Raw genomic sequence first — 21,663 nt, 5'->3', positions numbered from 1 at the left:
GTGTCAAGGATACCTACTTTTCTTTTTCCAGCCCGTATTCCTTTATTTTGAGACGCAGGGTATTGCGGTGAATGCCAAGCTTTTCCGCGGTCAGGCTCAGGTTCCAGTTAGTTTTTAAAAGCACGGAGCGGATGTGCTGCTTTTCGATGTCCGCCATCGTCTCGCCGGTGTATGCTTTTTCGGTTTCGATCTTCAAGGGCAGGTCGCCCGATTCGATGAGATCGCCACGGCACAGCACCATGGCCCGCTCTATGACGTTTTCCAGTTCCCGGACATTCCCCGGCCATTCATATCGGAGCAGCTTGTTCAAAGCTTCCTTTGAAATCCTCTTAAGCTGTTTATGGCTTCGTTCCGTAAAGCGCTTGATAAAAAAATCGGTTAGCGGCTTGATGTCCTCTCGCCGTTCCCTAAGCGGCGGGATCTCGATCGTTAACACGTTCAGCCGGTAGAGCAGGTCCTCGCGGAAAGTGCCCGCCTGGATCTTCTTTTTAAGGTCCTGGTTCGTGGCCGAGATCATGCGGACATCGACCTTGACCGCAGCATTGCTGCCTAGCCTTTCAAAAGTGAATTCCTGCAGAACGCGGAGCAATTTGACCTGGACCATCATCGGCAGGTCGCCGATCTCGTCCAGGAACAGGGTTCCATGATTTGCCAGCTCGAACTTGCCGATCTTTCTCTTTTCGGCGCCCGTGAACGCGCCCCGCTCATAGCCGAACAGTTCGCTTTCAATAAGCGTCTCGGGTAAGGCGGCGCACGAGATGGGGATGAAACGGGTGCTTTTCCTGATGCTGGCTTCATGCACCAGCCTCGCAATGAGTTCCTTGCCGGTGCCGGATTCACCAAGGATCAAGACCGCCGAATCGGATTTCGCGATCCGGGGGATCAGCCCCAGCACCTGCTTCATAGCCGGGCTTTCCGCTATGAAAAATTCAAACTTGAACTTTTCATGGATCTCTTCCTGGAGGGTCACCAGTTCCTGATGCGTGAGCTGTTCATCGCGGATCCGCTCGACCAGCAGCTCCAGCTCGTCCAGGTTGACCGGCTTGTTGAGGTAATCATAAGCGCCGAGTTTGATCGCCCGGACCGCGGATTCAACCGTGCCGTACCCGGTGAGGATGATGAAATTGGTTTCCGGGTCGATCTCTTTCATGCGCGCCATGGTCTCGATGCCGTCTAGTTCCGGCATTTTCAGGTCCATGATGACCAGGTCAAAGCCAGTCGAGCGGTTAAGCTGCACTGCTTCCGCGCCGGATGCCGCGGTCGTGACCGTGTATTGTTTCGTTTTGAGGAACCCCGCCAGCAGTTCACGCTGGGATTGTTCGTCGTCGACCACGAGGATGTGCATGGATAATTATACGGATTATCAGTAAAAAATCAATCCGCTTATCTTTGCCGTGAGAAATTTTTCAGCCAGCGGTCCGCGCTTTGGGCCGCTTCCATTCGGTTGCGGGATGTCAGGTAGCGGATATTGCTCTGCGTCATCTGTTCGACGACGCGGATATTAAAGGCAAGCCGCACGTCGTTAATGAACCGGGGTCGAGTCAGCGTAAGTTTTGAAAAATCAAAGGCCGTTACCGTCGTATCGCCGGTCACGGCGAAGACAAGACCATAAGGGATCCACGACAGTTCCGATTTGATCTGTCGCAGGTCCTGGTCGGGGAATGGCAGCGCGAAAAAAACGCCATGGCGCTGTTTCGATGCCACGAGCGCATCCAGCATTTTGATGTATTTTAATTGGATGGTGTTGGGATCATAAGGGCGGTTATACTCGAATTTGACGAGTTCTTTCATATAGTCGCTGACCGGCCCGGCGACCGCGGCGAAAATCTTAGGATACTGCCGGCGCAGGGCGTTCACATACCACGTGCGCCGCATGAGTTCTTTGTCGATGATGACAATGTCGGGACGTTGCCGCTGGACGGCCTGCAGGTATATTGCCGGTGACACGATATCCCAGTAGTTCGAGATGAGCAGGGCGCTGTCCGGCAGCTGGCTGAAATGCGCCAGGCCGAATTCCCGTCCGAAATGATTACCGCGCAGGGTCGACGGCTGGTAATGGACGACCATGATGAGCAGGGCCAGGGGCACTGCGATGAACCATTTCAGGTGGCGTGCGAAGGCTTTGAGCCCGTAGATGCTGAGAATAAAGAGGGCGGTCAGTCCGGGGATATAATATGATTCGATGTCCGGGATCGCATAATTGACGGTGTAAAGGAAATTGACCGCAATTATGGATATGAACAGGAAGAACTTGCCGCGCTCGCGTCGGAACAGATAGTACGTGCCGGCAAGGCAGGGAATGAGAAAAATATAGACGAGGTCGGCGGCCAGGAACGAAATGCCCTGGCGTGCGTTCGCGATGATCTCCGAAAAGGACTGTGAAAACATCCATACCTGGTACTGGCGTCCGGTTACGTGCCACAGGAGGCGCTGGAGGTTATGCGGATCCCCCCACGCAATGGCAGGGTTGGCCGAGGCCCGCGCGAGCAGATAGAAGTAGGGCGTGACCGCCAGAGCGGCCAGGGCTGCTCCGAGGCACACTGTTTTCCAGGAAGGCCGGCATCGGATGATGCAGTATATGCCGACCGGGATCGCGAGCGCGAAGATGCTCATGTGATTGGTAAACGAGAGCCCGCACAGATACATTATCAGATAGAAATCGCGCGTGGTCTTGATCCTTAGCGCCAGGAAGATCAAGGCGGCGCAGAAAAGCGCGGTCAGCGGGTAGACCTCGTTGGTAACCGTTGTTCTCCAGATCGTCGGGGAGAAAGCGAACAGCGATGCAGCCAGCACCGGGATGAAGCGGTGCCCGGTGATCGCCCGCGCGGCCAGATAGATCAAGAGGGCAGCGCCGAGCGAGAAGAGCGTCGAGAGCAGGTTTAAATTCCAGACCGGATCCCCGGGGATCCGGCTGAAAAAAAACGAAATGAGCGTGTACAAAGGATAGCCGGTCGGATGTGCGATGCCCAGTGTGAAACTTACGGCCGCGAGCTCACCGGAATCGATCAGGTACAAGGTCGGGCAGAGGGAATAGACGTAGACGGCTAGGACGGCGACCAGGACCAGTAAAGGGACAAATTTTTCCAGGACGGTTTGGCGCATTGCCTTATCAGGATTTTTCGGGCGTCGCGTCTTTGGTAAAGTTCAGCCTGAGATTGGTCAGGCGTATTTGGATGTCTTTTTTCTCCTCAAGTTCGAGATCAGGCTCGATCAACTTGTACAGGGCGCCGATAGCATCGATAGCCAGTCGCGCTTCGGTCAGGTCTTTCAAAGGTTTCTGGGTTTCAGGGTGACCGGTGAGCCCGAGGTACGCCCAGGCTTTGCTTTCCAGCGAGTATATGGTCATGAAAATAAGTTCCTTGATCTTTACCGGTTCATCCAGGTACTTGGGTTCGGTCTTTTTCTGTTCTTCAGCCATGCCAGTATTATAATGAAATGGATTTTTTTGTCAACCGATAAAAGGTTTCGGCCTGACGGGATAAAAAAAGCAGCACGCCCGGCAGACGGAAAAAAAATTCAGGTCCCGGATGCGCCGCCGCAGCGTTTTCATGCTCTGGTCGTTCCAGATGGCCTTGAATGCTTCGTGCCCGCGGTCGCCGACGACATAATCCGGGCACGACTCCACTTCGCCCGTAGGGAGGATGGTCGCCGTGTTCCACATGGCGCGGCACGAACCTGTGTACGACCGGTAAAAATCCCGGGAGCGGTCATAGTATGCTGAAAACGCATCCCGGGTGAAATCCGGGAAAATAGCGATCTTGAGCCGTGAACCCGCGATCAGGCCGCGGAGTGTTTCCACGGTCGACCACGCCTTGTCAAGGTCGGGGGGTGAAGGATCATGACCAGCGGCGAATTTCCAGTAGTTGAGATCGCGGTGCAGAAGGGATGTGAGCAGGGCCTGGTGGCCCGCCACCTCTTCCGGCTTCAGGTACAACGGGTATATGAACTGCACGGTCTGCGCGCCCCACCGCTCAGCCTGTTGTACGATTTGACCCATGGCGCCGGGATCCTGGAAGTTAATGATCGAATTTATCCGGACCAGGGGCAAAGCGGACCTTGACCGCGCGCGGTTAAGCGCGTTCAAACCTTCGTCGATCAGCCGATAGGTCCCGGGTTTGCCGCGGATGGCGTCGTGCACGTCGGCAGGACCGTCGATCGATAGGTCCAGCTGGTTCACCTCCGAACTAACCAGATCTTCGGCCTGTCGCGCCAATTGAGTGCCGTTCGTTGTGATGTGCACGTAGAGGCCGAATTTTTTAATGTGCCGGATAATATCGATGATCCGCGGGTGCAGGCACGGTTCCCCGCCCGACAGATGAACGCGCGGCTTGAAGGAAGCGATCTCATCGATGACGCGGCACCACTGTTCGTAATCAAGTTCGGACTTTGCCCGATACCGGCGGGCAAAGCACATTTTACATTTAAGGTTGCAGCGTGCTGTCGGGTACAGGTTAATGGTTTCCGGGAGCGCGGCCCATCCGTTCATCAGGCTGGACAGTTCATAGCAAGCCACGGTTTTGATCCGGTTCCAGATGAAACGCGGCACCAGGCCCGGATTGCTCCGGGCGGTTTGCACCTTCTGCCTTATGCCGGCCATTTCACAGACGGTTCAGCGCCCAGCGTGCTGCCGCCGCGATAATACTGTCGTCGTGCCCGGTAAATTCACGGACCATGCCCAATGCCGAAGGGCCACCGGTGTGGCCAAGGCAGATCAGCGCGTTTCTCTTGATCGCGGGAAAATTGATCCAGGCTGCGGTAATCTGATTGTCCGCGTAGGCGGTCCGGTATGTTTTGTCATCGATGCGCAGGATATCAAGCAGGGACAGCGACGGTCCAACATTGCCGATCTCCGTGCGGGGTCGGTCGAACGGTTTTACGGTCTTGTTGACCGGGCAGGCATCCTGGCATATGGAGCAGCCGTACAGACGCTTCCCCCATACGGCCATGATATCTTCCGGGATCTCGCCGGGCCAATTGGCCAACGCTTGGATGCAGCGCCTCCGGTCGATGATGTACGGGCGGATTATGGCCCGGGTGGGACAGGCGTCCATGCATAGATGACACGTACCGCAATCGTCGGGCAATGCCTGGTCCGGCTCGATCTCGATATCGGTTATGATCTCGCCCAGCACGATCCATGAACCGAAGCGGGGATGGACGATGATGCTGTGTTTGCCATAATATCCAATACCGCTCCTTTGCGCGGCCGCTTTCTCCGTGAGCGGACCGTTGGAGTACACGCGGAACATCGCGCGGTATTCCTTTTTAAGGAAACGGGCCAGCTTGCGCAGGCGGTTTCTAAGTTCGCGGTAATGGTTACGCCAGGTGTATCGGGCGATCATGCCGTGAGGATCTCCCGGCCGCGATCCGTCCCGGGGCTCGTCCGTATAATAACACAAACAGGCGGTTATGATGGTGCGGGCGTCCGATCGCTGATAATGTATGTCGCAAAAATTCCGGTTCGAGGTCCGGGACCAGCGTTCGGGGTTCAGGAATAGGTGCTCATCGACCTGCTCGTTGATCCGCTCCCGGGCATCGGAGAACGCCTGAGCAGTGGTGATCCGCAGTTCGTCAATGCCGGTTTCCCGGGCATGACATTTGAGCTTTTGGGCATTGATCACGGCAGCCGGCTACGCGATATTGATGTTTATTTCAGCAGAATGCCCAGGGGGAAAAAGACAATATACCCGATGACCAGCAGTATGGGCGCAAGGACTATGGAGCCGGCCGCGAGCAGGATAAAGCCCAGGACAACCGATACGAGCCCGGCACTGAAGAAGAGATAATTCTTTTTGGTAAATTTGATGTCAGCGAGGACGCTTATCTTTTTATCCTTTTTGTCTTTGGCTTCTTTCTTTGCCATACACTCTCCTTGTGTTTAAAACCGAATATAACGAATGATAGCGTATGTGACGAATTTATTAAATAGGTCTTTACGCGTTTCATTCGAATTCATCATTCGTGCTGTTATTCGCATATAGAACCTCATTCCTCGCTGGAAAGTTCGGTCAGGCGGATGAACTCGCCGTCCCGGATCTGGTAGATACTGAACATTTCCCGGCCCTTGAGGAGCGAGGTAAAAACTTCGGTGATATTGATGCGGCTGTATTCGTTCAGGTCCTTTAATTTCCACAAGGTCTGGAAAAAGCGGGTCACGATCGGATCGTTCTCCTCCAGGCCGTGCGCTTTTAGTTCGCGGCGGGCGGTGCTGTCGAGCGTTGACGGCGCGATGAACATCGCGTTCTCGACGTATTTTTCTCCCAGGCGCGGGACACGCTCGCTGTTGAAGCCGTCCATGCCAAGCAGTCTGATCTTTTCCAAGCCATAGTATGCCACCTGAGGCGCGGTATTGATTATCTGATCGGTGTCCATCGCCAGGAAAATGGCTTCGGGGTTTTTCTTCTTGATCCTTTCCAGCTGCCACCTCAAGGTTATGGAGTCGGGGTCGAAACTTTCCATGGCCACGATCTGGCCATCGTTCTTGATGACCTCGTTCGCGAATATTTTCCCCAGGGCTTCGTATTTCGCGCTGGCCGGGTAGATGATCGCAATACGGACAAGGTCAAGTTGCTGCGTGGCGTAGCGGGCGATCATCCGCGCCTGTTTCTCTCCACTTTGGCCCATGGCAAATACCGAGGGGAGCGCTTCGAACCTTGGCTCCAGGGCTGTCGGGATGACGACCGGGATGCCTTTGCCCGAAGCCAGCCCGCATACGCCGAAAGCCTCGATCGAAAAAATGGGTCCGATGAGGAAATCGACGTGTTCATCGTCGATCAGGTCGGTAGCCTGCAGGATCGCCTCGATCGGGTCGGATTTTGTGTCGCGCACCGAAAGCGTGAACGGCAGGTAGCGGTTCTTAACGAAGATCTCAATGATCTGGGTCAATTTAAGCCCGTAGACCGAGAATTTGCCGGTGATCGGCAGCAGGACACCGGCATGACCCGAGGTCGAGCCCAGCGTCGCGAATCTTTTATAATCGCCGAATTGCAGCGCGTACTCGCTGTTGGGGAAGCGTCTTGCCAGGAGATTGAAATCCCGCTGGGCTTCTTCGTCTTTGCCCGCGTTAATCTCCGCGCGCACCAGGTTGTACAGGATATGTTCGTCCAGGGGCTCGGAAATGTACAGCTTGTGGAGTTTTTCCAGCTGGGATATGGACAGCTGGGGCAGGGCCTTGAGCAGGTTCTCCAGGGCTGACCGCCGGCTCGCCGTATCCTCGGTGGTGACATAATATTTTGTCAGATAATAGACCGCTTTGTAATCGTCGGCGAGTTTGAAGTTGGCTTCGCCCAGAAGCGCCAGGATATTGTCGTAAAATGTCGATTGGGAGAATTCCTTGATGAATTTCTCTCCATAGGAAACAGCGGTTTCATAGTCATTAAGCTTGAAATGGGAAAAAGCGAGGAGATATAATGATGGCTCGTAGGCATCGGTCGTGCTGTAGTCCTTGACGATCTTCTCGAACTCTATGACGGCGTTGCGGTAATCTTTCGCTTCAAAATATTCATTGCCTTTTTCATAGATGACAGCCGCCTTGTTCTCGCCTATGTTCTTGATGAACTGCGGCTGAAGATGCGAACACCCCAGAGCGATGAACGCGGTAAGTGCAATAATGGATCTCATTGTCATTTCCTTTTATCTAATTTCTATTTTCTATTCACTAGTAGCCAGTGCTTAACTGGGCAGGGGAGGATTCGAACCTTCGAAGGCTTTCGCCAGCAGATTTACAGTCTGCCCCCGTTGACCGCTTGGGTACCTGCCCATGTCGGCCTGCGGCCGACGGTAAATAGCTAATAGCAAATTACTAATTATCAATTACCAATAACTTACGAAAGCCGACAGAGGGAATTGAACCCCCGACCTATGGTTTACAAAACCATTGCTCTACCCCTGAGCTATGTCGGCATGAAATTCGATCGCATTTACGTGACGATCCAGATAATATAATAGAAATAATATCCAGCCAGACGTAAAAGTCAAGAATGGCCGTTGATTTAGGGTGAAAAGCGTATATAATTATCATCATCATGGAACAAAAAAGACCGCTGGCGACCGTCGATATCATCATTGAAATGGATAACGGCATTGTTTTAATAAAAAGAAAGAACCCGCCCTATGGCTGGGCTTTACCCGGCGGGTTCATCGACTACGGCGAATCGGCCGAGGACGCGGCCGTGCGCGAGGCAAAAGAGGAGACCAATCTTACCGTGAGTAACATACGCCAGTTCCACACTTACTCGGATCCCAAGCGGGATCCGCGGCACCACACGATCTCAGTCGTGTTCATCGGCTCGGCCCACGGTGTGCCCAAGGCCAGCGATGATGCCGAGGATGCCGGCGTGTTCGAGCCGAAGAACCTGCCCGACCACATCGCCTTTGACCACCGGCAGATACTGAACGATTTTTTCCGTAGCAAAAAATACAGCCGCCTTCAATTGTGAGCCGCGAGCCTGCATGAAGGTTTTGCATACCGCTGACCTGCATCTCAAGGAAGGCGAGGAAGACCGGCAGGGCATTCTTAAAGATCTTGTTCAGAAAGCGAACGAGGTGAAAGCCGGCGCGTTCATAATCGCAGGCGACCTTTTTGAATCCGACAAAGACGCGGCGATCCTGAGGTCTAAGGTCAAAAGCATCTTTGATCAGTGCCGCGCTCCGGTCATCATTATTCCGGGAAACCATGATCCCGGATCTTTCGGCCCGGACTACGATTACGGCCGCAATGTCATCCAAGCATATAAAAGGCCCGTGACCATTTTCGAGATCGGTCCTTTGAAGGTCGCCGCCATACCATACCATGAAGTGGATTTCACCGAATGCGTGAAAGATCTCCCCCGTAATATCGACATACTGGTCGCCCACGGCACGGTTTATGATCAATCATTTATCTTCGCGTTCCTGGATGAGGAGGAAGAAGAGGGCAAAACCTATATGCCTATGATGCCCTCGAACCTGGCCGGGATCTGCCGATACTGCGCGCTTGGGCATCTGCATACCCGCTCCATCCGCGTTCAATACCAGAATACGCATGTTGCGTACCCCGGATCGCCCGTGGCGCTGAGTACAAAATGCGATACCGAGAGAGCCGTGGTGCTGGTGGACATTGATACTGACAAATCCGCGGTTAGAGTGGAACTGCTGAAACTCGGTCACGTTCCTTTCTGGCAGCACCGTGAATTTTTCATTTTCCCCGGGTACGAACAAAAGGTCCTGACCGATCTCCATGATTACATGGGTGGTCTGGACCGCTCCAAAATAATGCCCGACATTGAGATCAAGGGTTTCATTAGCTCGGGCGGCCGTGAATTCAACTTAACGCTTGAAGAAATAAACAGGGAAATGGACAGCGCATTTTACCGCCATAAACTCCAATACGGACGGATCCAGTCATGGGACCGCGTCATTGAGCACGGCATGGTCAAGCGCTTTGTCGATAAAACCAGGGATCTGGACGACGAACTCCGGTTCAAGGTCTTTGAACTGGTGTTCCCGATATTCAGCGATGCGATAAAATAAACATCAATGAAACTGAACAGCATAGCGCTTAGCGATTACGGTCCGGTCAAGGAATTTTCTTTCCGTCCGGGCGGGTTCGACCTCATCTACGGGGCTAATGAAACGGGCAAGACGGCGATCGTTGAGGCACTGAGCTATGCGCTGTTCGGCCGGGACGTGCGCGGGCTGCGTTATGGCAAACCGCAGACGATCGCCATCGAGGGGGAATCGTCGCAAAAAAAATTCAGGCTGCCATCCAAAAAAACCGATCCGATCATGCTTAAGGGTGAGATCACTAACTTGCTCTATGTGCAGGCGTCGGAAACATCCCTGTACAAGGAAGAAACCGGCTCCCGGTTCTGGGACAGCGTCAAGCTTATTATGAGTAAAGTGGGCCAGAAGATCCCTTTTAGCAGGCTGGGGGAGAAGGTCCTGGAAAATGCTGGCATGACGGCTAAGGGGCGATGGAAAGAAAGCAGGCAAAAGATCATAAATGACGAAGCCGAGCGCATTAAGAAGCTTGAAGAATTCCTGCGTGAACTTGAAAAGATCGAACAGATGAAGCTCCAGTATGCCAAGAAGAACGCAGAATATGAGAAACTGGCACGGGAGATCGACGCGATGAAATCCGCCAGTAAATATTATGATTTTAAAAAACTGAGCGATCTGTACGTTCGTTATCAGGATAAAAAGAATGAACTCGCGGGTTACAAGCGTTATGAACAGAAATATTACGATGAATGGCAGAAGTTAGAGGCCGAAAGAGCGGCTAAGTCCAGTGTAACTCAGAGACTTAAAGACGATGAGCGTATGCTGGGCGATCTCCAAAAGCAGCTCGACACCCTGGCGAGAACAGAACAGATCATCGGGGATCTGGACCTGAGGTCATACATCGCCGGCACCGGCCGGTTGCCGCGGCAGCCCAGCATGTTCTACGCGCTGCTCGCATTTCTCCTGGGCATGGCCGTATTGTTCCTGAAATTCAAGTTCGGGTTCAGCATAATCTGGCCGGTCGTGGTCATCGCGCTGAGCTTGGCGCTGTTTTTCAAGTATCAATTTGACCAGTTCCGGGTCCGGCGTTTTCAAATTAGCGAAGAAGCGTGGTTGAACAAAGCAAAGGCGGTCTTCCCGGACTTGAAAACGCTGGCTGAGCTGAGGAGCCGGCTGGAGACGGCCGAAAGGGAGCGGGTACGATGCGAAACGCTGCTGGCGGAGAAAAAGCAAACCCGTGAAGAGATCGGGTCGGCCGGCACGTTGCAGGCGCTCGAGGAGAGAATTGACGAACTGCGGTCGATCACGGGTCTTGCTGAACTTGAGCAGCTTAAGGAAAAGGTAAGATCCGGGGCGCAGTTAAAAGCTGGTCTGGAGGGGATAAAGGTCTCGATCGAGTCACTCCTTCACAACCGCGAAGAATCCGCCTGGAAAAGGCTGATCGACGAGAAAAAATGCGATCCGCCGGAGATCCCGGTTGACGAGGCGCGCTTTGATGAAAAGATAGCTGCGTTCGAAAAACTCAAGACGAGCATTGACGCGGCAAAGCAGCAGATAGCGGTCTTTGAAGAAAGCCGTTATAAAGTGTATAATGTCAACGACGCCGGTCAGGCGTTGCAGGAATTACGGCGTCTCAAACGGGATCTGGACAACGGTGAACTTGAACAGCGGGCTGCGCTAAAAGCGTTTGAGATCCTGAATGAAATGAGCGGCGAGCTCGATGACTTCATCGACGAGATCATGGCTGCCGGTGACAGCAACGTGAGCCGCTATTTCGCCCGGGTGACGGAAAAATATAAGCAGGTGAAAGTCGTGGAGCGCGAGTTCGTCGTGGTCCGTGAAGACGGCCGGGAATTCAGTGCCGGAAGCTTAAGCAGCGGCGCCCAGGACCAGCTGTTATTGTGCTTCAGGATGGCGGCGATCAAGAAGCTGTTTCCGGACGGATGTTTTTTGATCCTGGACGACGCATTCATTTTTGCGGACTGGCAGAGACGGCGCAGACTTGCCGAACTGGTCAGGGAGTTCAGCCAGCAGGGTAACCAGGTCATCTACCTGACATCGGACGACCATACCCGCGATAGCTTCAAAGAATTTGGAGCGAAAGTAACCGAGATTTCTTAGATTTTTAAGAAAAAATCGAAAATCTTTGTGCCTTGACATTATTACGATACTTAAGTATAATATAATAAAGGAAAGGAGGACCTGTGTTTAATAAAAAAGGCGTGTTTATTTTAGTGTTGATACCGTTGCTTACATCCGCTTTGAGTTTTACGCTAGAAAACATTGATGTCTACAAAGCTGACAAACCAGCTGTTTGCATCGATGACAGCGGCTGGATTTATCTCGTCGGTAATAAAACTGGTAATGATATAGTAAAATTCATAAAGAAATCGACGGGCGCATGGTTGCCCGACTCGCTTCTATTTAGTGTGGTGCCCAGCACCGGTTATAATTGCCGGTCCAGCGCGGCAACCGGTCCTAACCAGACACTACATATCCTCTACCGTGTCCAGGGCGGAACCTATGGTTGGCCTGTTTATACAAACAACTCAAGCGGTTCGTTTACCGCCTGTGACACGTTAATGAAGAACGCGTCGCAGAGCACCTGGCACTACGGGATAGCAGTTGACAATCTTAACCACGCCCATATTGTATGCGAGATGTACTCGGGATCGTACAATCTTGCGTATTTTTACCCCTTTCACGCCGATTCCATGGTGTGGCTCGTTGGGAATGCCGTTGATCCAACGATTGCGGTCGCCCAGGATAACACGGTTCATATTGCCTATTCTTCCACCACGAACACTAAAATTTATTATCTTAATAACGCTGGTGGAGCTTTTGGTACTCCAATCCTCGTTTCTGATACCACGGGTATGGACCCATCGATCGCGGTTGATAATGCGGGTAAAGTTCACATTTGCTGGACTAAAGAATGCTGGAGTACATTATCGAATCTGTATTACGCGACCAACAAGACGGGTACTTTCGAGACGACAAAAATCACGAGCACCAGTTATTGCGAAGGGTATTCAGCGATTGCCCTGGATAAGGATAACGATGTGGGTATAGTCTTTTGGGTATATCACGCCAATGATACAGCCTCTATCGGGTTTGCCTCAAAAAAGGCTGCCGCTGTAGTGTTCACGGTGGATTCGGTTGACATGGCATTTGACAATCCTTCGTATGGATCGATAAATCAAAATGACCGGGCTGTTGCTTTTGACTCACTGGAAATAGCGCATTTCTGTTATATGGGTAGAAGCGGTACTGCGGCGATAATCATGTACGGAAAAACCATGTCACCGATCGGCGTCGAAGAGCTGAAAGCGGTCGAACCGATATCTGCCGCGTCACTGAAATGTTGCCCCAATCCGTTCAATCGCTCAGTAGCGATCAAATCCGAAATCCGAAATCCGAAATCCGAAATTTCATTGAATATCTACGACGTCTCTGGCAGATTGGTAAGATCGTTTAAGCAATTACACAATAACTCAATAACGTGGGATCGAAAAGACGCAGCCGACATGACCGTTCCATGCGGGGTGTATATCGTGCAAGCGTGTCTGCAATTAGAGAACGGCGACCGGATCACCATGAGTGAGAAGCTGGTAGTCGTCGAGTGACCGTACCGGATCTTTGATCACAAGTCTTCCGCAAAATATCGATGAATTCATAACCGATGCAATCGGCCTGGGCGCCGGCACCGATGAAGATGCTATCAAGGGAGGGGATATTTTATAAATATGATAATCCAGCTGCCACATGAAATAGAGGACCTTATAATCGATACGGTTGGCTTGGGTACGGGCGACTATGCGGCTAAAGACCGATTACGTCAGTTGAAAAATGACCTGCGGACTCTATCCAGCCGTTTCGCGGCAGCAGCCATGCCAGGATCAGAATTATCAGATGCGTATTTCGCCTATAATTTCGCATTGAATTTCATGAAATCATTTTATATCGGCACAAAGCTGATCGCGCAGCGCGGCGCCGCGCTTAAGAATGCAGCAAAATTTTCGATCCTGGACTTGGGTTGCGGCGAAGGAGCCGGGATGTATGGTTTATTTTATGCGTTTAGTGCTGACAAAACCGGCCGCCAGATCTGCCTAACCGGCATTGATGCTTCGGTATCCATGATCGGGCGGTCGGCAGTATTGGGCCGAGCGCTGTCAATGGATCGTAAAGGATGCTCGGTCGAGCACAGGAAGATGGGCATAGGATCGGATATTTTCAAAACACTGGGCGAGACCGGTAAAAGGTATGACATTATTTTATTCAGCAATTCCCTGATCGAGATCATAAAGACGGGCATGCTGTCCTATGCCTTTATCGATGATGCTTTTTCCTGTATGACCAGCCGTGGGTCATTGATCGTGATCGAACCGGCGCTCAAGGACTGCGCACACCGTTTGATGGGTTTGCGCAACATCATTGCCCGCGACTCGAAGTATGAGATCATTATGCCTTGCGGGCACAGCAGCGAATGTCCATTGATGGCGGTCGAGGAACGGGAGGATTGGTGTCATTTTAGCATACCCTGGAGTCCGCCTGAGTACCTGGTGCGTCTGAACCAGGGATTGAACCGCGAGGTCGATATGCTGAAATTTTCGTACCTGGTACTATCAAAACCGATACACCAGAGTACAATGCCGCGCGGTCACGTTGTCATCAGCCGCCTGATCCATGAAAAAGGGAAACGCAAGCTGTTTTTATGCACTCCATCAGGCCGGGTCGAGGTTTATCGCCTTGATAAGGATAAAAGCAGATCAAACCAGGCATTTGACATCATTAAAAGCGGTGACACAATTGTTTTTAAGAATCATGTAGAAAAAAGACCTGATCTCTGGCGGATCGAGAGAGAGACTAAAATAGAAAGACAAAATTAATACCCCCTCACCCTTACCCTCTCCCCCTACCGGGACACCAGTAATTATGGAGGGTTTTATTTTAAATGTTGCCACCAAGGGGAGAGGGATATAGGGTAGGCGGATCGAAAATACGACCAAAGTGAAAATATCAGACTAAATTGATCTTCCCCTTTCGCAAACAGAGATTCTTCGGATTTCTTGCGAAATCCTCAGAATCTGAATCTTTTACTAATGCAAATAAATAAATGCTGAAATCAGTAATATCGATCAGCTGTGCGATTTGGGCAGCTGGGGAATGAGCCAGGAGAGGAACGCGTCCTCGCTGCGCGTCTGGATCATGATCTTGCCCGGTCCGGTCAGTTCGCAGACCAGTCCCTCGCCGCTGAAGATCGTCGATTTCAGCCCGCCGACTTTCTTGACGCCATAACCAACACCATCGGCGAACGATACCATGTGCCCGGTGTCCACGATATATTTCTGACCCGCGGCCAGGTCGATCTCGTGGATGGCGCCGTAACTGGACAGGAAAACCGTGCCCGTACCGGTCAGCTTGAGCAGGAACAGACCCTCTTTAGAAAAGAACGTCTTGGCCCCGCCCCATTTCGTATCGATCTGGATCGTGGGCGATGATGCGATATAGGACCGCGACTGCGCGAAGTAGGTCTGGCCTTTGAGTTCGATCGCCGCGATGTCGCCGGGCATGGGCGGTGCGAATGAGATCTCACCGGCATCGTTCGCGTTAAAGGTGTTGATGAAAAAGCTCTCGCCGCCCAGGACGCTTCTTTTTAAAGCGCCGAAAAGGCCGCCTTTCATCTCGGTCGCGATCGTAATACTGCTGGACATGCTGACCATAGCTCCGGCTTCCGCGGTTACGGATTCGCCTTTTGCCATTTTTACCTTGACCAATGAATATGATGGTTTATAGAGTATTTCGTATTGCATAATGAGCTCCTTTTTCGTTTAGCAAGGCTAAAGCCCCGCTATGCGGGATCATGACCTTGCCCTACTTTTGCCCTCCTCTTTTATCCTCCTCCCACGGGGACACCAATTATCATTAAAGATTCTTTTCCACGTTGCCCTCAGGGGGGAGGTAGGGGTGGGGGTGGTTAAAATAGCTTCAACAACCCTGTCGGTTCCGCGATGACCATGGCGGCACCGTTTTCCAGTAATTCTTCCCTGGTGCGAAACCCCCAGAGTGCGCCGACCGGATACATGCCGGCTGCGGTCGCGGTTTTCATATCGATCCCCGTATCGCCCAGATAGACGATCTGCTCAGGTTTGATATCCAGGCGTTGAGCGATCTCCAGGGCTGCGGCCGGATCGGGTTTTCGCGGCACGCCAGGGCGTTCTCCAAGGACAATGTCGAATTTCCACTTAGGTAACAGCCGGTCAATGGTAACCCGCGTGAGATCGTCGGGTTTGTTGGACAGAACCGCTGTTTTGATGGACTGTGCTGCCAGAGCTTCTAGTACCTGCGGAATTCCGTCGTAGGGCTTTGTTTTGATGTTCCAGCGTTTGCCGTACTCCTCTCTCATACCGGCAAGGCATTTCTCGATCATGGCCGGATCGCGGTGGTCATCTGGCAGGACCCGCTGGCACAATACTTCCATGCCGTCGCCGACATAGTAACGGTAAGCGCCAACCTCGTGCCCGGGAAAGCCGAGATCCTTTAAAACTGCGTTCATGGAATCAGCCAGGTCATCAAGCGTATCCAGCAAAGTTCCATCGAGGTCAAAAAGTACGGCTTTGAATTTCATTTGAGCAGAATTATCTTCTGGCGCTCCCTCAGACCGTCTGACTCGAGAAAGATAAAGTAGACACCGGGCTGCGCCTTATTGCCGTCATTGTCAGTGGCATCCCAGCAGACAGCAGTAGGTAGTAAGTAGTATGTGGTGGGTAGCATAAAAGATTTTACTTCCCGTCCCGATGTGCTGAAGATTTTCAATGACATTTGTGATTTGATCCCCCCCTCCTTTATCCTCCCCCTCGAGGGGGGAGGGAAAGGGTGGGGGTGAATATTGTAATTGATTGTCACTATCTCGCTGAACGGATTCGGATATACCGACAGCGCTGGCGCTACAACCATATTCTGCGGTGTTTCCTCAACTCCGATCGTGTAATCTACGATCAGTGCCGCGTCATACATGTAATCGGCCCAGAACGCGTAAAAAAAGTGCATGCATGGCTCGCCCGATCCCCGCGATCCACGGTAGCCGAACCCGAACCACGATGCGCCGCTTTGCCAAGCGGTCAGGAGGTCGGTCACGGCCTGGGTGCCGGTAAGCGTGAAATAAGTGTAATCCTCGGCGTTAGAATTGACCGCCTGGTTGGTCAAATACACCGGGCTGGTCCCGCCGCATTCGTCCCAGCCGGGCGTCGCCGAGGTAACGCGGTTGATCGTGATCTGTAGCCCGGAACCGCCGGTGTTATTGCGCAGCCGCAGGGTCAGATTGCTGATCTGCGTACCGCTGCCGGGCCAGCCGCCCAGAGAAAATTGATTGTAACCGCGGTATTCGAGCGTGCTGTAACCGGCCGCGGCCATGCCTTCGGACTGGCTTGGTCCGATCGGTCCGAACAGCCAGTAATAATAACCCCATCCCCAGTCGCTGTAGAAGGTCGTGGTCGGGGCGTAAAGACCGATCAGTGGTATAAGGATCACGAGTAATTTCTTCATGCACCCTCCCTTTCCTTAACTTTTTCTTTATCTTCCTTTGGTGCATAATGGGAAAACTGCATCGTGTAAATGCCGTGGCCCTGGGTGATCGACCGCAAGTCGGTCGCGTATCCGAACGATCTTGCCAGCGCGTACGTGGCCGTGATTATTTTTTCTTTCCTGTTGGTTTCAATACCGATGATTTTGCCTCTGCGGGCGTTCAGGTCGCTAATGACATCGCCAAGAAAATTGTCCGGTACCACGATCTCCAGGGACATGATCGGCTCAAGCAAGATCGGTTTTCCCTTCATGAACGCTTCGCGCAGCGCCATGGTCGCGGCAATGTTGAACGAGAGATCCGACGAATCGGTCGCGTGGTAGTCGCCTTTGAGTATCGTGACATCAATGTTGACGATCGGGTAGCCCATTAAGATGCCGGTTTCGCACTGCTGATTAATACCCTTTTCTATCGCCGGGATAAACTGCGAAGGTATGTCCCCTTCGCGGATCTTGTTGGTGATCCTGATGCCCTCGCCGTCCGTGAGCGGAGCGATCTGGAGCTTGACCACGCCGTACTGGCCATGGCCGCCGGTCTGCTTGATGAAACGGCCTTCAGCGATGGCTGGTTCGGTGATCGTTTCCCGGTAAGAGACCTGCGGTTTGCTGACGTTGGATTCCACGCCGTACTCGCGCTTTAGCCGGTCTACGATAATATCGAGGTGCAGTTCGCCCATGCCGGAAATGATACGCTGGGCTGTTTCTTCATCGGTGCGTACTTTGAAAGTCGGGTCCTCGATCTGGAGGTACCTCAGCGCGTTCTCCAGTTTGTCTTCGTCCATTTTCGTGCGGGGTTCGAGCGAGACAAAGATGACCGGCTCAGGGAATTTCATGGCTTCATAGGAGATCGGGTGCTTAACCTGGCAGAGCGTGAAACCGGTTTTGCATTCGCGCAAGCCCGTGATTACGCCGATCTCTCCGACGCCGAGCGATTCCACTTCCTCTTTTTTATTGGCGTGCATGAGCATCAGCCGGCTGACACGGTCAATGCGCTCAGGGGGATAAATAAGAACCTTGTCACCGGCATCAATTTTTCCTGAATAAACGCGGACATAGTATAGTAATCCAAGATGAGGATCGGTCTGGGCCTTGAACAGCAGGGCGGAGAACGGCTCGTCCAGTGATGGTTTTCTCGATTCCTCTTTATGGGTTTTCGGGTTGACGCCTTTCACGGGTGGATGGTCGATCGGCGACGGCAGGTAATCGATCACCGATTCGATCAGGGGCTGAACGCCTTTGTTCTTCAATGAACTGCCGCACAGGACCGGAACGAAATGCGAATTTATCGTGCCTTTTCTGATGACCGACTTGATCGCATCTATTGAATTGGTTTTGTCCGCGAAATAGTTTTCAAAAATATCCTCATCATGTTCGGCGATGGTTTCCAGCATTTCCGTGCGGTAGCTTTGAACTTCATCGCGGTATTCCCGCGGGATCTCTTCGATCTGGTACGTCGCGCCCAGCGTGTCATCGTTCCAGAATATCGCCTTTTGCTCGATGATATCGATCACGCCTTTGAAATTTTCTTCCCTTCCGATCGGAATCTGCAGCACCAGGGGTTTTAATGTCAGCTTGTCCCTTATCTGTTTGACGATGCGCGGAAAATCCGCGCCCAGGCGGTCCATCTTGTTGATGAACGCAATGCGCGGCACGTGATAACGGTCAGCCTGGCGCCAGACGGTTTCGCTCTGGGGCTGGACGCCGCCGACCGCGCAGAAGATCGCGATCAAGCCGTCCAGGACTTTCATGGACCGTTCGACCTCCATGGTGAAGTCCACGTGACCGGGCGTGTCAATGATATTGATGCGGTAATCTTTCCAGTAGACGGTCGTCGCCGCGGCCTGAATGGTTATGCCGCGCTCGCGCTCCTGGGGCATCCAATCCATGGTAGCGGAGCCCTCGTCGACCTCGCCGATCCTGCGGATCTTGCCCGTGTAGTACAGGATCCTTTCGGTCGTGGTCGTTTTACCGGCATCAATATGGGCAGCCAGCCCGATATTTCGTATCATCTTCAGGTCGATCATGTTCGCATTATATATAAAATGGAGGATTAAGTCAATGCGGGGATGGTGGAAAGACTGAAATTTTCTATCGCCGGCGGGTTTCTTTAGTCCTGCGCTCGCGTAATATCTCGGATTTTATCTCGCGACCGTTGCACCGGCCCACGCCGACCGGAAGTTTCTGATGCGTGATGATGACAAAACCCGGCTCAATGCCAGTGACGGTGATTTTATCGCCCTTTAAGAAACGCTTCAGTTCCCAGTCCTTGGCCGCATAGCAATCCCTGGTCGCGTCGGGGGCAAAGACCTGGACAAAATCATTGTCGGGTTTGAGCTCGTGATCATATATCTTGCCGATCTCCAAACCTTTTCTCAGGACCTTCATCTTGGTGAAAGAAAAAGCCGTCGGTGTCGAGATGAAATAACTATCCCGGTTCTGGAACACGGCATAGTCCTGGAATTTCTCGGGTAAAAGTCCGTACTGCCGTTTGAGTAGATCTATTACCTGTTCCTTGTACTCTATCCTACCCGGGTATCCAATGCGTTCCTTATGCACGCCGCTTTTCGTGATCTGCGCGATAAAGAAAGGCTCGGTGTCGTTATCCTGGGGCATGACGCGGGCGCATTGTTTAACGCGTTCATCAAAGGTTTCGTTCAACCACTTGGTTATACCCGGGCGGGTCGTGAATTGCGGTATCTGGACCGGCATGATCTCGGCTTCAGGGAATTTTTTTATCAAATAATCGATCACCGCTTCGTTTTCTTCCGGCGCCACAGTGCAGGTGGAATAAACCATGGTGCCACCGGGGCGCAGCAGGCGGAAACCGGAGACCACGAGTCCTTTCTGGATCCACGCCATATGGTTGATGTTCTTTAAACCCCAGTGGTCAAGAACCGCGCGGGACTTGCGGATCGTTCCTTCCAGGGAGCACGGCGCGTCGATCAGGATACGGTCAAAATAATCAGGTAACATCTGCGACAACCGGTCGGCCTTGCAGCTGATAATACATTCGTTGATTAAACCGCAGCGCTTAACATTGTGCATGAGCTGCGCCATGCGCCGGGGGTTGATTTCGTTGGCGACCAAAAGACCGGTATTACCCATCAGCTGACTGATCTGCGTCGTCTTTGAGCCCGGCGAGGCGCACAGGTCCAGGATAACCTCTCCGGGCCGGGGCTGCATCACCAGCGCCGGCACCATGGACGCCATTTCCTGAGCATAGATCATACCGATCGCGTGCGTGAAATGAAGACCGATGCCGCGGCTATCGGTCAGATAGAAGCCGTCCTGGTAAAAAGGGACCGGTTGGGCCTTGTGATCCTTGATCAGGTCGAGGATCCGTTCCTTTTTTGCCTTGAGCGTGTTGACGCGGAACGACTGTTTCAAGGGTTTATGGATGAATTCCATGAACGTCTTGAAATCCGGGATGATCGGCGTGTAGCGCGAGAAGAGTTGCTCTGCGTTCATGGCGGGATTATAGTAAGCCAATCCCTGCAAGTCAATACCGCTCGCTTGACTGGTCAGAAAATTTAGCTAATCTTATGGGATGAACCAGCCGGTTTTCTTTGAGATCGGTCCGCATAGACTCAAGTTGCTAAATAGATTGCTTAAGAAAAACAAGGTGTATTTTAAAAAAGCACTTATATTGGGCGATGACCAGACATTCAGGCTCGGTGGTAACAGTATCGCCAGGGACCTGTGCAAGCACAAAGTGAACGTGGTCAAAACTCATGTGTCAAAAAGCGACGAACCCGCGGTCGCCAAGATCATGTCGCTGGTCAAAAAGACCAAGCCTGATATTATCCTGGGTTTCGGCGGCGGCAAGGTCCTGGATGTTGCCAAATTAGCTGCCGGCAGAACAAGAAGAAAATTCATCAGCATACCCACGACGCTGTCCAATGATGGCATCGCGTCGCCGGTATCCGTGATCAAGAACAAAAAGAATATCCCGGTCAGCCACCTGACCAGGGCGCCGTATGGCGTCATTGTGGACTTAGGTGTTGTGAAAAAAGCTCCGGTCCGCTGCATTAAAGCCGGCGTGGGCGACCTGGTCTCGAACCTTTCTGCCGTGTTTGACACCCGTTTAAGAAAAGGCGGAGAAAAAGCAGGTAAAAATATCCTGATGCTGGCAGAGACCGGTCCCAGGGCGCTGCTGAAACTAAAGACACACAATATAAAGAGTGATTTATTTCTGGCCTGCCTGACCGATGGATTGATCAAAAGCGGACTGGCGATGTGCCTGAGCGGTTCTTCAAGGCCGGCGAGCGGGAGCGAGCACAAGATCAGCCATGCCCTGGATTACATGTATCCGGGAAGAAAAACCTTGCACGGCGAGCAGGTGGGGTTTGCCGCGCTTGTGACCATGGCACTGCAAGGTAATAAGTATCTTACCGCCGTGAAAAAATTGTATGTCAAAATAGGATTTCTCCAGAAAGTAAAAAGTTTGGGGATCTCCAATAATGAATTTGTTGAGATTATATTGAACGCCAGAAAGATCAGACCCGAGCGGTACACGATTCTTGAACACATCCAGCCCAATGCCGGCAAGATAAAAAAAATAATAAAAGAATTAAAGCTGGTTTGATTCTGTTAATAATCCCC

18 protein-coding genes and 2 tRNA genes are annotated in these 21,663 nt (G+C 52.3%); 6 read left to right on the top strand and 14 right to left on the bottom strand.

Annotated features, from left to right (window positions below):
- Window positions 1–13: 13 nt before the first annotated feature.
- The 9 genes from VF399_00625 to VF399_00585 all read right to left on the bottom strand — a co-directional run bounded on the left by VF399_00625 (window position 14) and on the right by VF399_00585 (window position 7,902).
- Complete coding sequence (locus VF399_00625; protein HEX7318846.1) at window positions 14–1,345, bottom strand: sigma-54 dependent transcriptional regulator; 1,332 nt, start codon at window positions 1,343–1,345, stop codon at window positions 14–16.
- Between the two features lie 38 nt (window positions 1,346–1,383).
- Window positions 1,384–3,102 (bottom strand): DUF2723 domain-containing protein, encoded by a 1,719-nt coding sequence (locus tag VF399_00620; protein HEX7318845.1) that lies wholly within the window; start codon window positions 3,100–3,102, stop codon window positions 1,384–1,386.
- A gap of 7 nt (window positions 3,103–3,109) precedes the next feature.
- A complete protein-coding gene (locus VF399_00615; protein HEX7318844.1) occupies window positions 3,110–3,418 on the bottom strand; it encodes a DUF1844 domain-containing protein in 309 nt (102 codons plus the stop codon).
- 30 nt (window positions 3,419–3,448) lie between these two features.
- A complete protein-coding gene (locus tag VF399_00610; protein ID HEX7318843.1) occupies window positions 3,449–4,597 on the bottom strand; it encodes a radical SAM protein in 1,149 nt (382 codons plus the stop codon).
- A 1-nt stretch (window position 4,598) separates the two neighbouring features.
- Window positions 4,599–5,621, bottom strand: coding sequence for a tRNA epoxyqueuosine(34) reductase QueG (gene queG, locus VF399_00605; GenBank protein ID HEX7318842.1), 1,023 nt, complete (start codon window positions 5,619–5,621; stop codon window positions 4,599–4,601).
- 26 nt (window positions 5,622–5,647) lie between these two features.
- Complete coding sequence (locus tag VF399_00600) at window positions 5,648–5,863, bottom strand: hypothetical protein (GenBank protein ID HEX7318841.1); 216 nt, start codon at window positions 5,861–5,863, stop codon at window positions 5,648–5,650.
- 122 nt (window positions 5,864–5,985) lie between these two features.
- Window positions 5,986–7,620, bottom strand: a complete 1,635-nt coding sequence (locus tag VF399_00595) for an ABC transporter substrate-binding protein (GenBank protein HEX7318840.1) — start codon at window positions 7,618–7,620, stop codon at window positions 5,986–5,988.
- 56 nt (window positions 7,621–7,676) lie between these two features.
- Window positions 7,677–7,759: transfer RNA gene (locus VF399_00590), tRNA-Tyr, on the bottom strand.
- 71 nt (window positions 7,760–7,830) lie between these two features.
- Window positions 7,831–7,902 (bottom strand) — tRNA-Thr (locus VF399_00585).
- A gap of 122 nt (window positions 7,903–8,024) precedes the next feature.
- Here VF399_00585 and VF399_00580 point away from each other — a divergent pair.
- The 5 genes from VF399_00580 to VF399_00560 all read left to right on the top strand — a co-directional run bounded on the left by VF399_00580 (window position 8,025) and on the right by VF399_00560 (window position 14,369).
- Window positions 8,025–8,438 (top strand): NUDIX hydrolase, encoded by a 414-nt coding sequence (locus VF399_00580; protein HEX7318839.1) that lies wholly within the window; start codon window positions 8,025–8,027, stop codon window positions 8,436–8,438.
- Window positions 8,439–8,451: 13 nt separating this feature from the next.
- Complete coding sequence (locus tag VF399_00575; protein ID HEX7318838.1) at window positions 8,452–9,510, top strand: metallophosphoesterase; 1,059 nt, start codon at window positions 8,452–8,454, stop codon at window positions 9,508–9,510.
- 6 nt (window positions 9,511–9,516) lie between these two features.
- Window positions 9,517–11,601 carry an AAA family ATPase gene (locus tag VF399_00570; protein HEX7318837.1) on the top strand — a complete coding sequence of 695 codons (2,085 nt, stop codon included), beginning with the start codon at window positions 9,517–9,519 and terminating at the stop codon, window positions 11,599–11,601.
- Window positions 11,602–11,684: 83 nt separating this feature from the next.
- On the top strand, window positions 11,685–13,106 hold the full coding sequence (locus tag VF399_00565; protein HEX7318836.1) for a T9SS type A sorting domain-containing protein: 1,422 nt from the start codon (window positions 11,685–11,687) through the stop codon (window positions 13,104–13,106).
- 120 nt (window positions 13,107–13,226) lie between these two features.
- On the top strand, window positions 13,227–14,369 hold the full coding sequence (locus VF399_00560; protein ID HEX7318835.1) for a small ribosomal subunit Rsm22 family protein: 1,143 nt from the start codon (window positions 13,227–13,229) through the stop codon (window positions 14,367–14,369).
- Between the two features lie 249 nt (window positions 14,370–14,618).
- Here the strand turns inward: VF399_00560 and VF399_00555 are convergent, their stop codons facing one another.
- The 5 genes from VF399_00555 to VF399_00535 all read right to left on the bottom strand — a co-directional run bounded on the left by VF399_00555 (window position 14,619) and on the right by VF399_00535 (window position 20,529).
- Complete coding sequence (locus tag VF399_00555) at window positions 14,619–15,293, bottom strand: TIGR00266 family protein (protein HEX7318834.1); 675 nt, start codon at window positions 15,291–15,293, stop codon at window positions 14,619–14,621.
- A 164-nt stretch (window positions 15,294–15,457) separates the two neighbouring features.
- Window positions 15,458–16,108 (bottom strand): HAD family hydrolase, encoded by a 651-nt coding sequence (locus VF399_00550; protein HEX7318833.1) that lies wholly within the window; start codon window positions 16,106–16,108, stop codon window positions 15,458–15,460.
- Window positions 16,105–17,025, bottom strand: coding sequence for a hypothetical protein (locus VF399_00545; GenBank protein ID HEX7318832.1), 921 nt, complete (start codon window positions 17,023–17,025; stop codon window positions 16,105–16,107). Before VF399_00545 ends, VF399_00550 begins: the two co-directional genes overlap by 4 nt.
- Window positions 17,022–19,085: an elongation factor G gene (gene fusA / locus VF399_00540; GenBank protein HEX7318831.1), complete on the bottom strand. Its 2,064-nt coding sequence runs from the start codon at window positions 19,083–19,085 to the stop codon at window positions 17,022–17,024. Before fusA ends, VF399_00545 begins: the two co-directional genes overlap by 4 nt.
- 64 nt (window positions 19,086–19,149) lie before the next feature.
- On the bottom strand, window positions 19,150–20,529 hold the full coding sequence (locus VF399_00535) for an NOL1/NOP2/sun family putative RNA methylase (GenBank protein ID HEX7318830.1): 1,380 nt from the start codon (window positions 20,527–20,529) through the stop codon (window positions 19,150–19,152).
- A 79-nt stretch (window positions 20,530–20,608) separates the two neighbouring features.
- Between VF399_00535 and VF399_00530 the strand changes: the two genes are divergently transcribed.
- Window positions 20,609–21,646, top strand: a complete 1,038-nt coding sequence (locus VF399_00530; GenBank protein ID HEX7318829.1) for an iron-containing alcohol dehydrogenase — start codon at window positions 20,609–20,611, stop codon at window positions 21,644–21,646.
- The last annotated feature ends 17 nt before the right edge of the window (window positions 21,647–21,663 follow it).

This window comes from bacterium (genome assembly GCA_036382775.1).
Classification (GTDB): domain Bacteria; phylum Hydrothermota; class Tepidihabitantia; order SM23-42; family JAOAFX01; genus DASVHD01.
The sequence above is the reverse complement of the archived record's forward strand: the minus strand, read 5'-3'. Positions and strand labels throughout refer to the sequence as shown.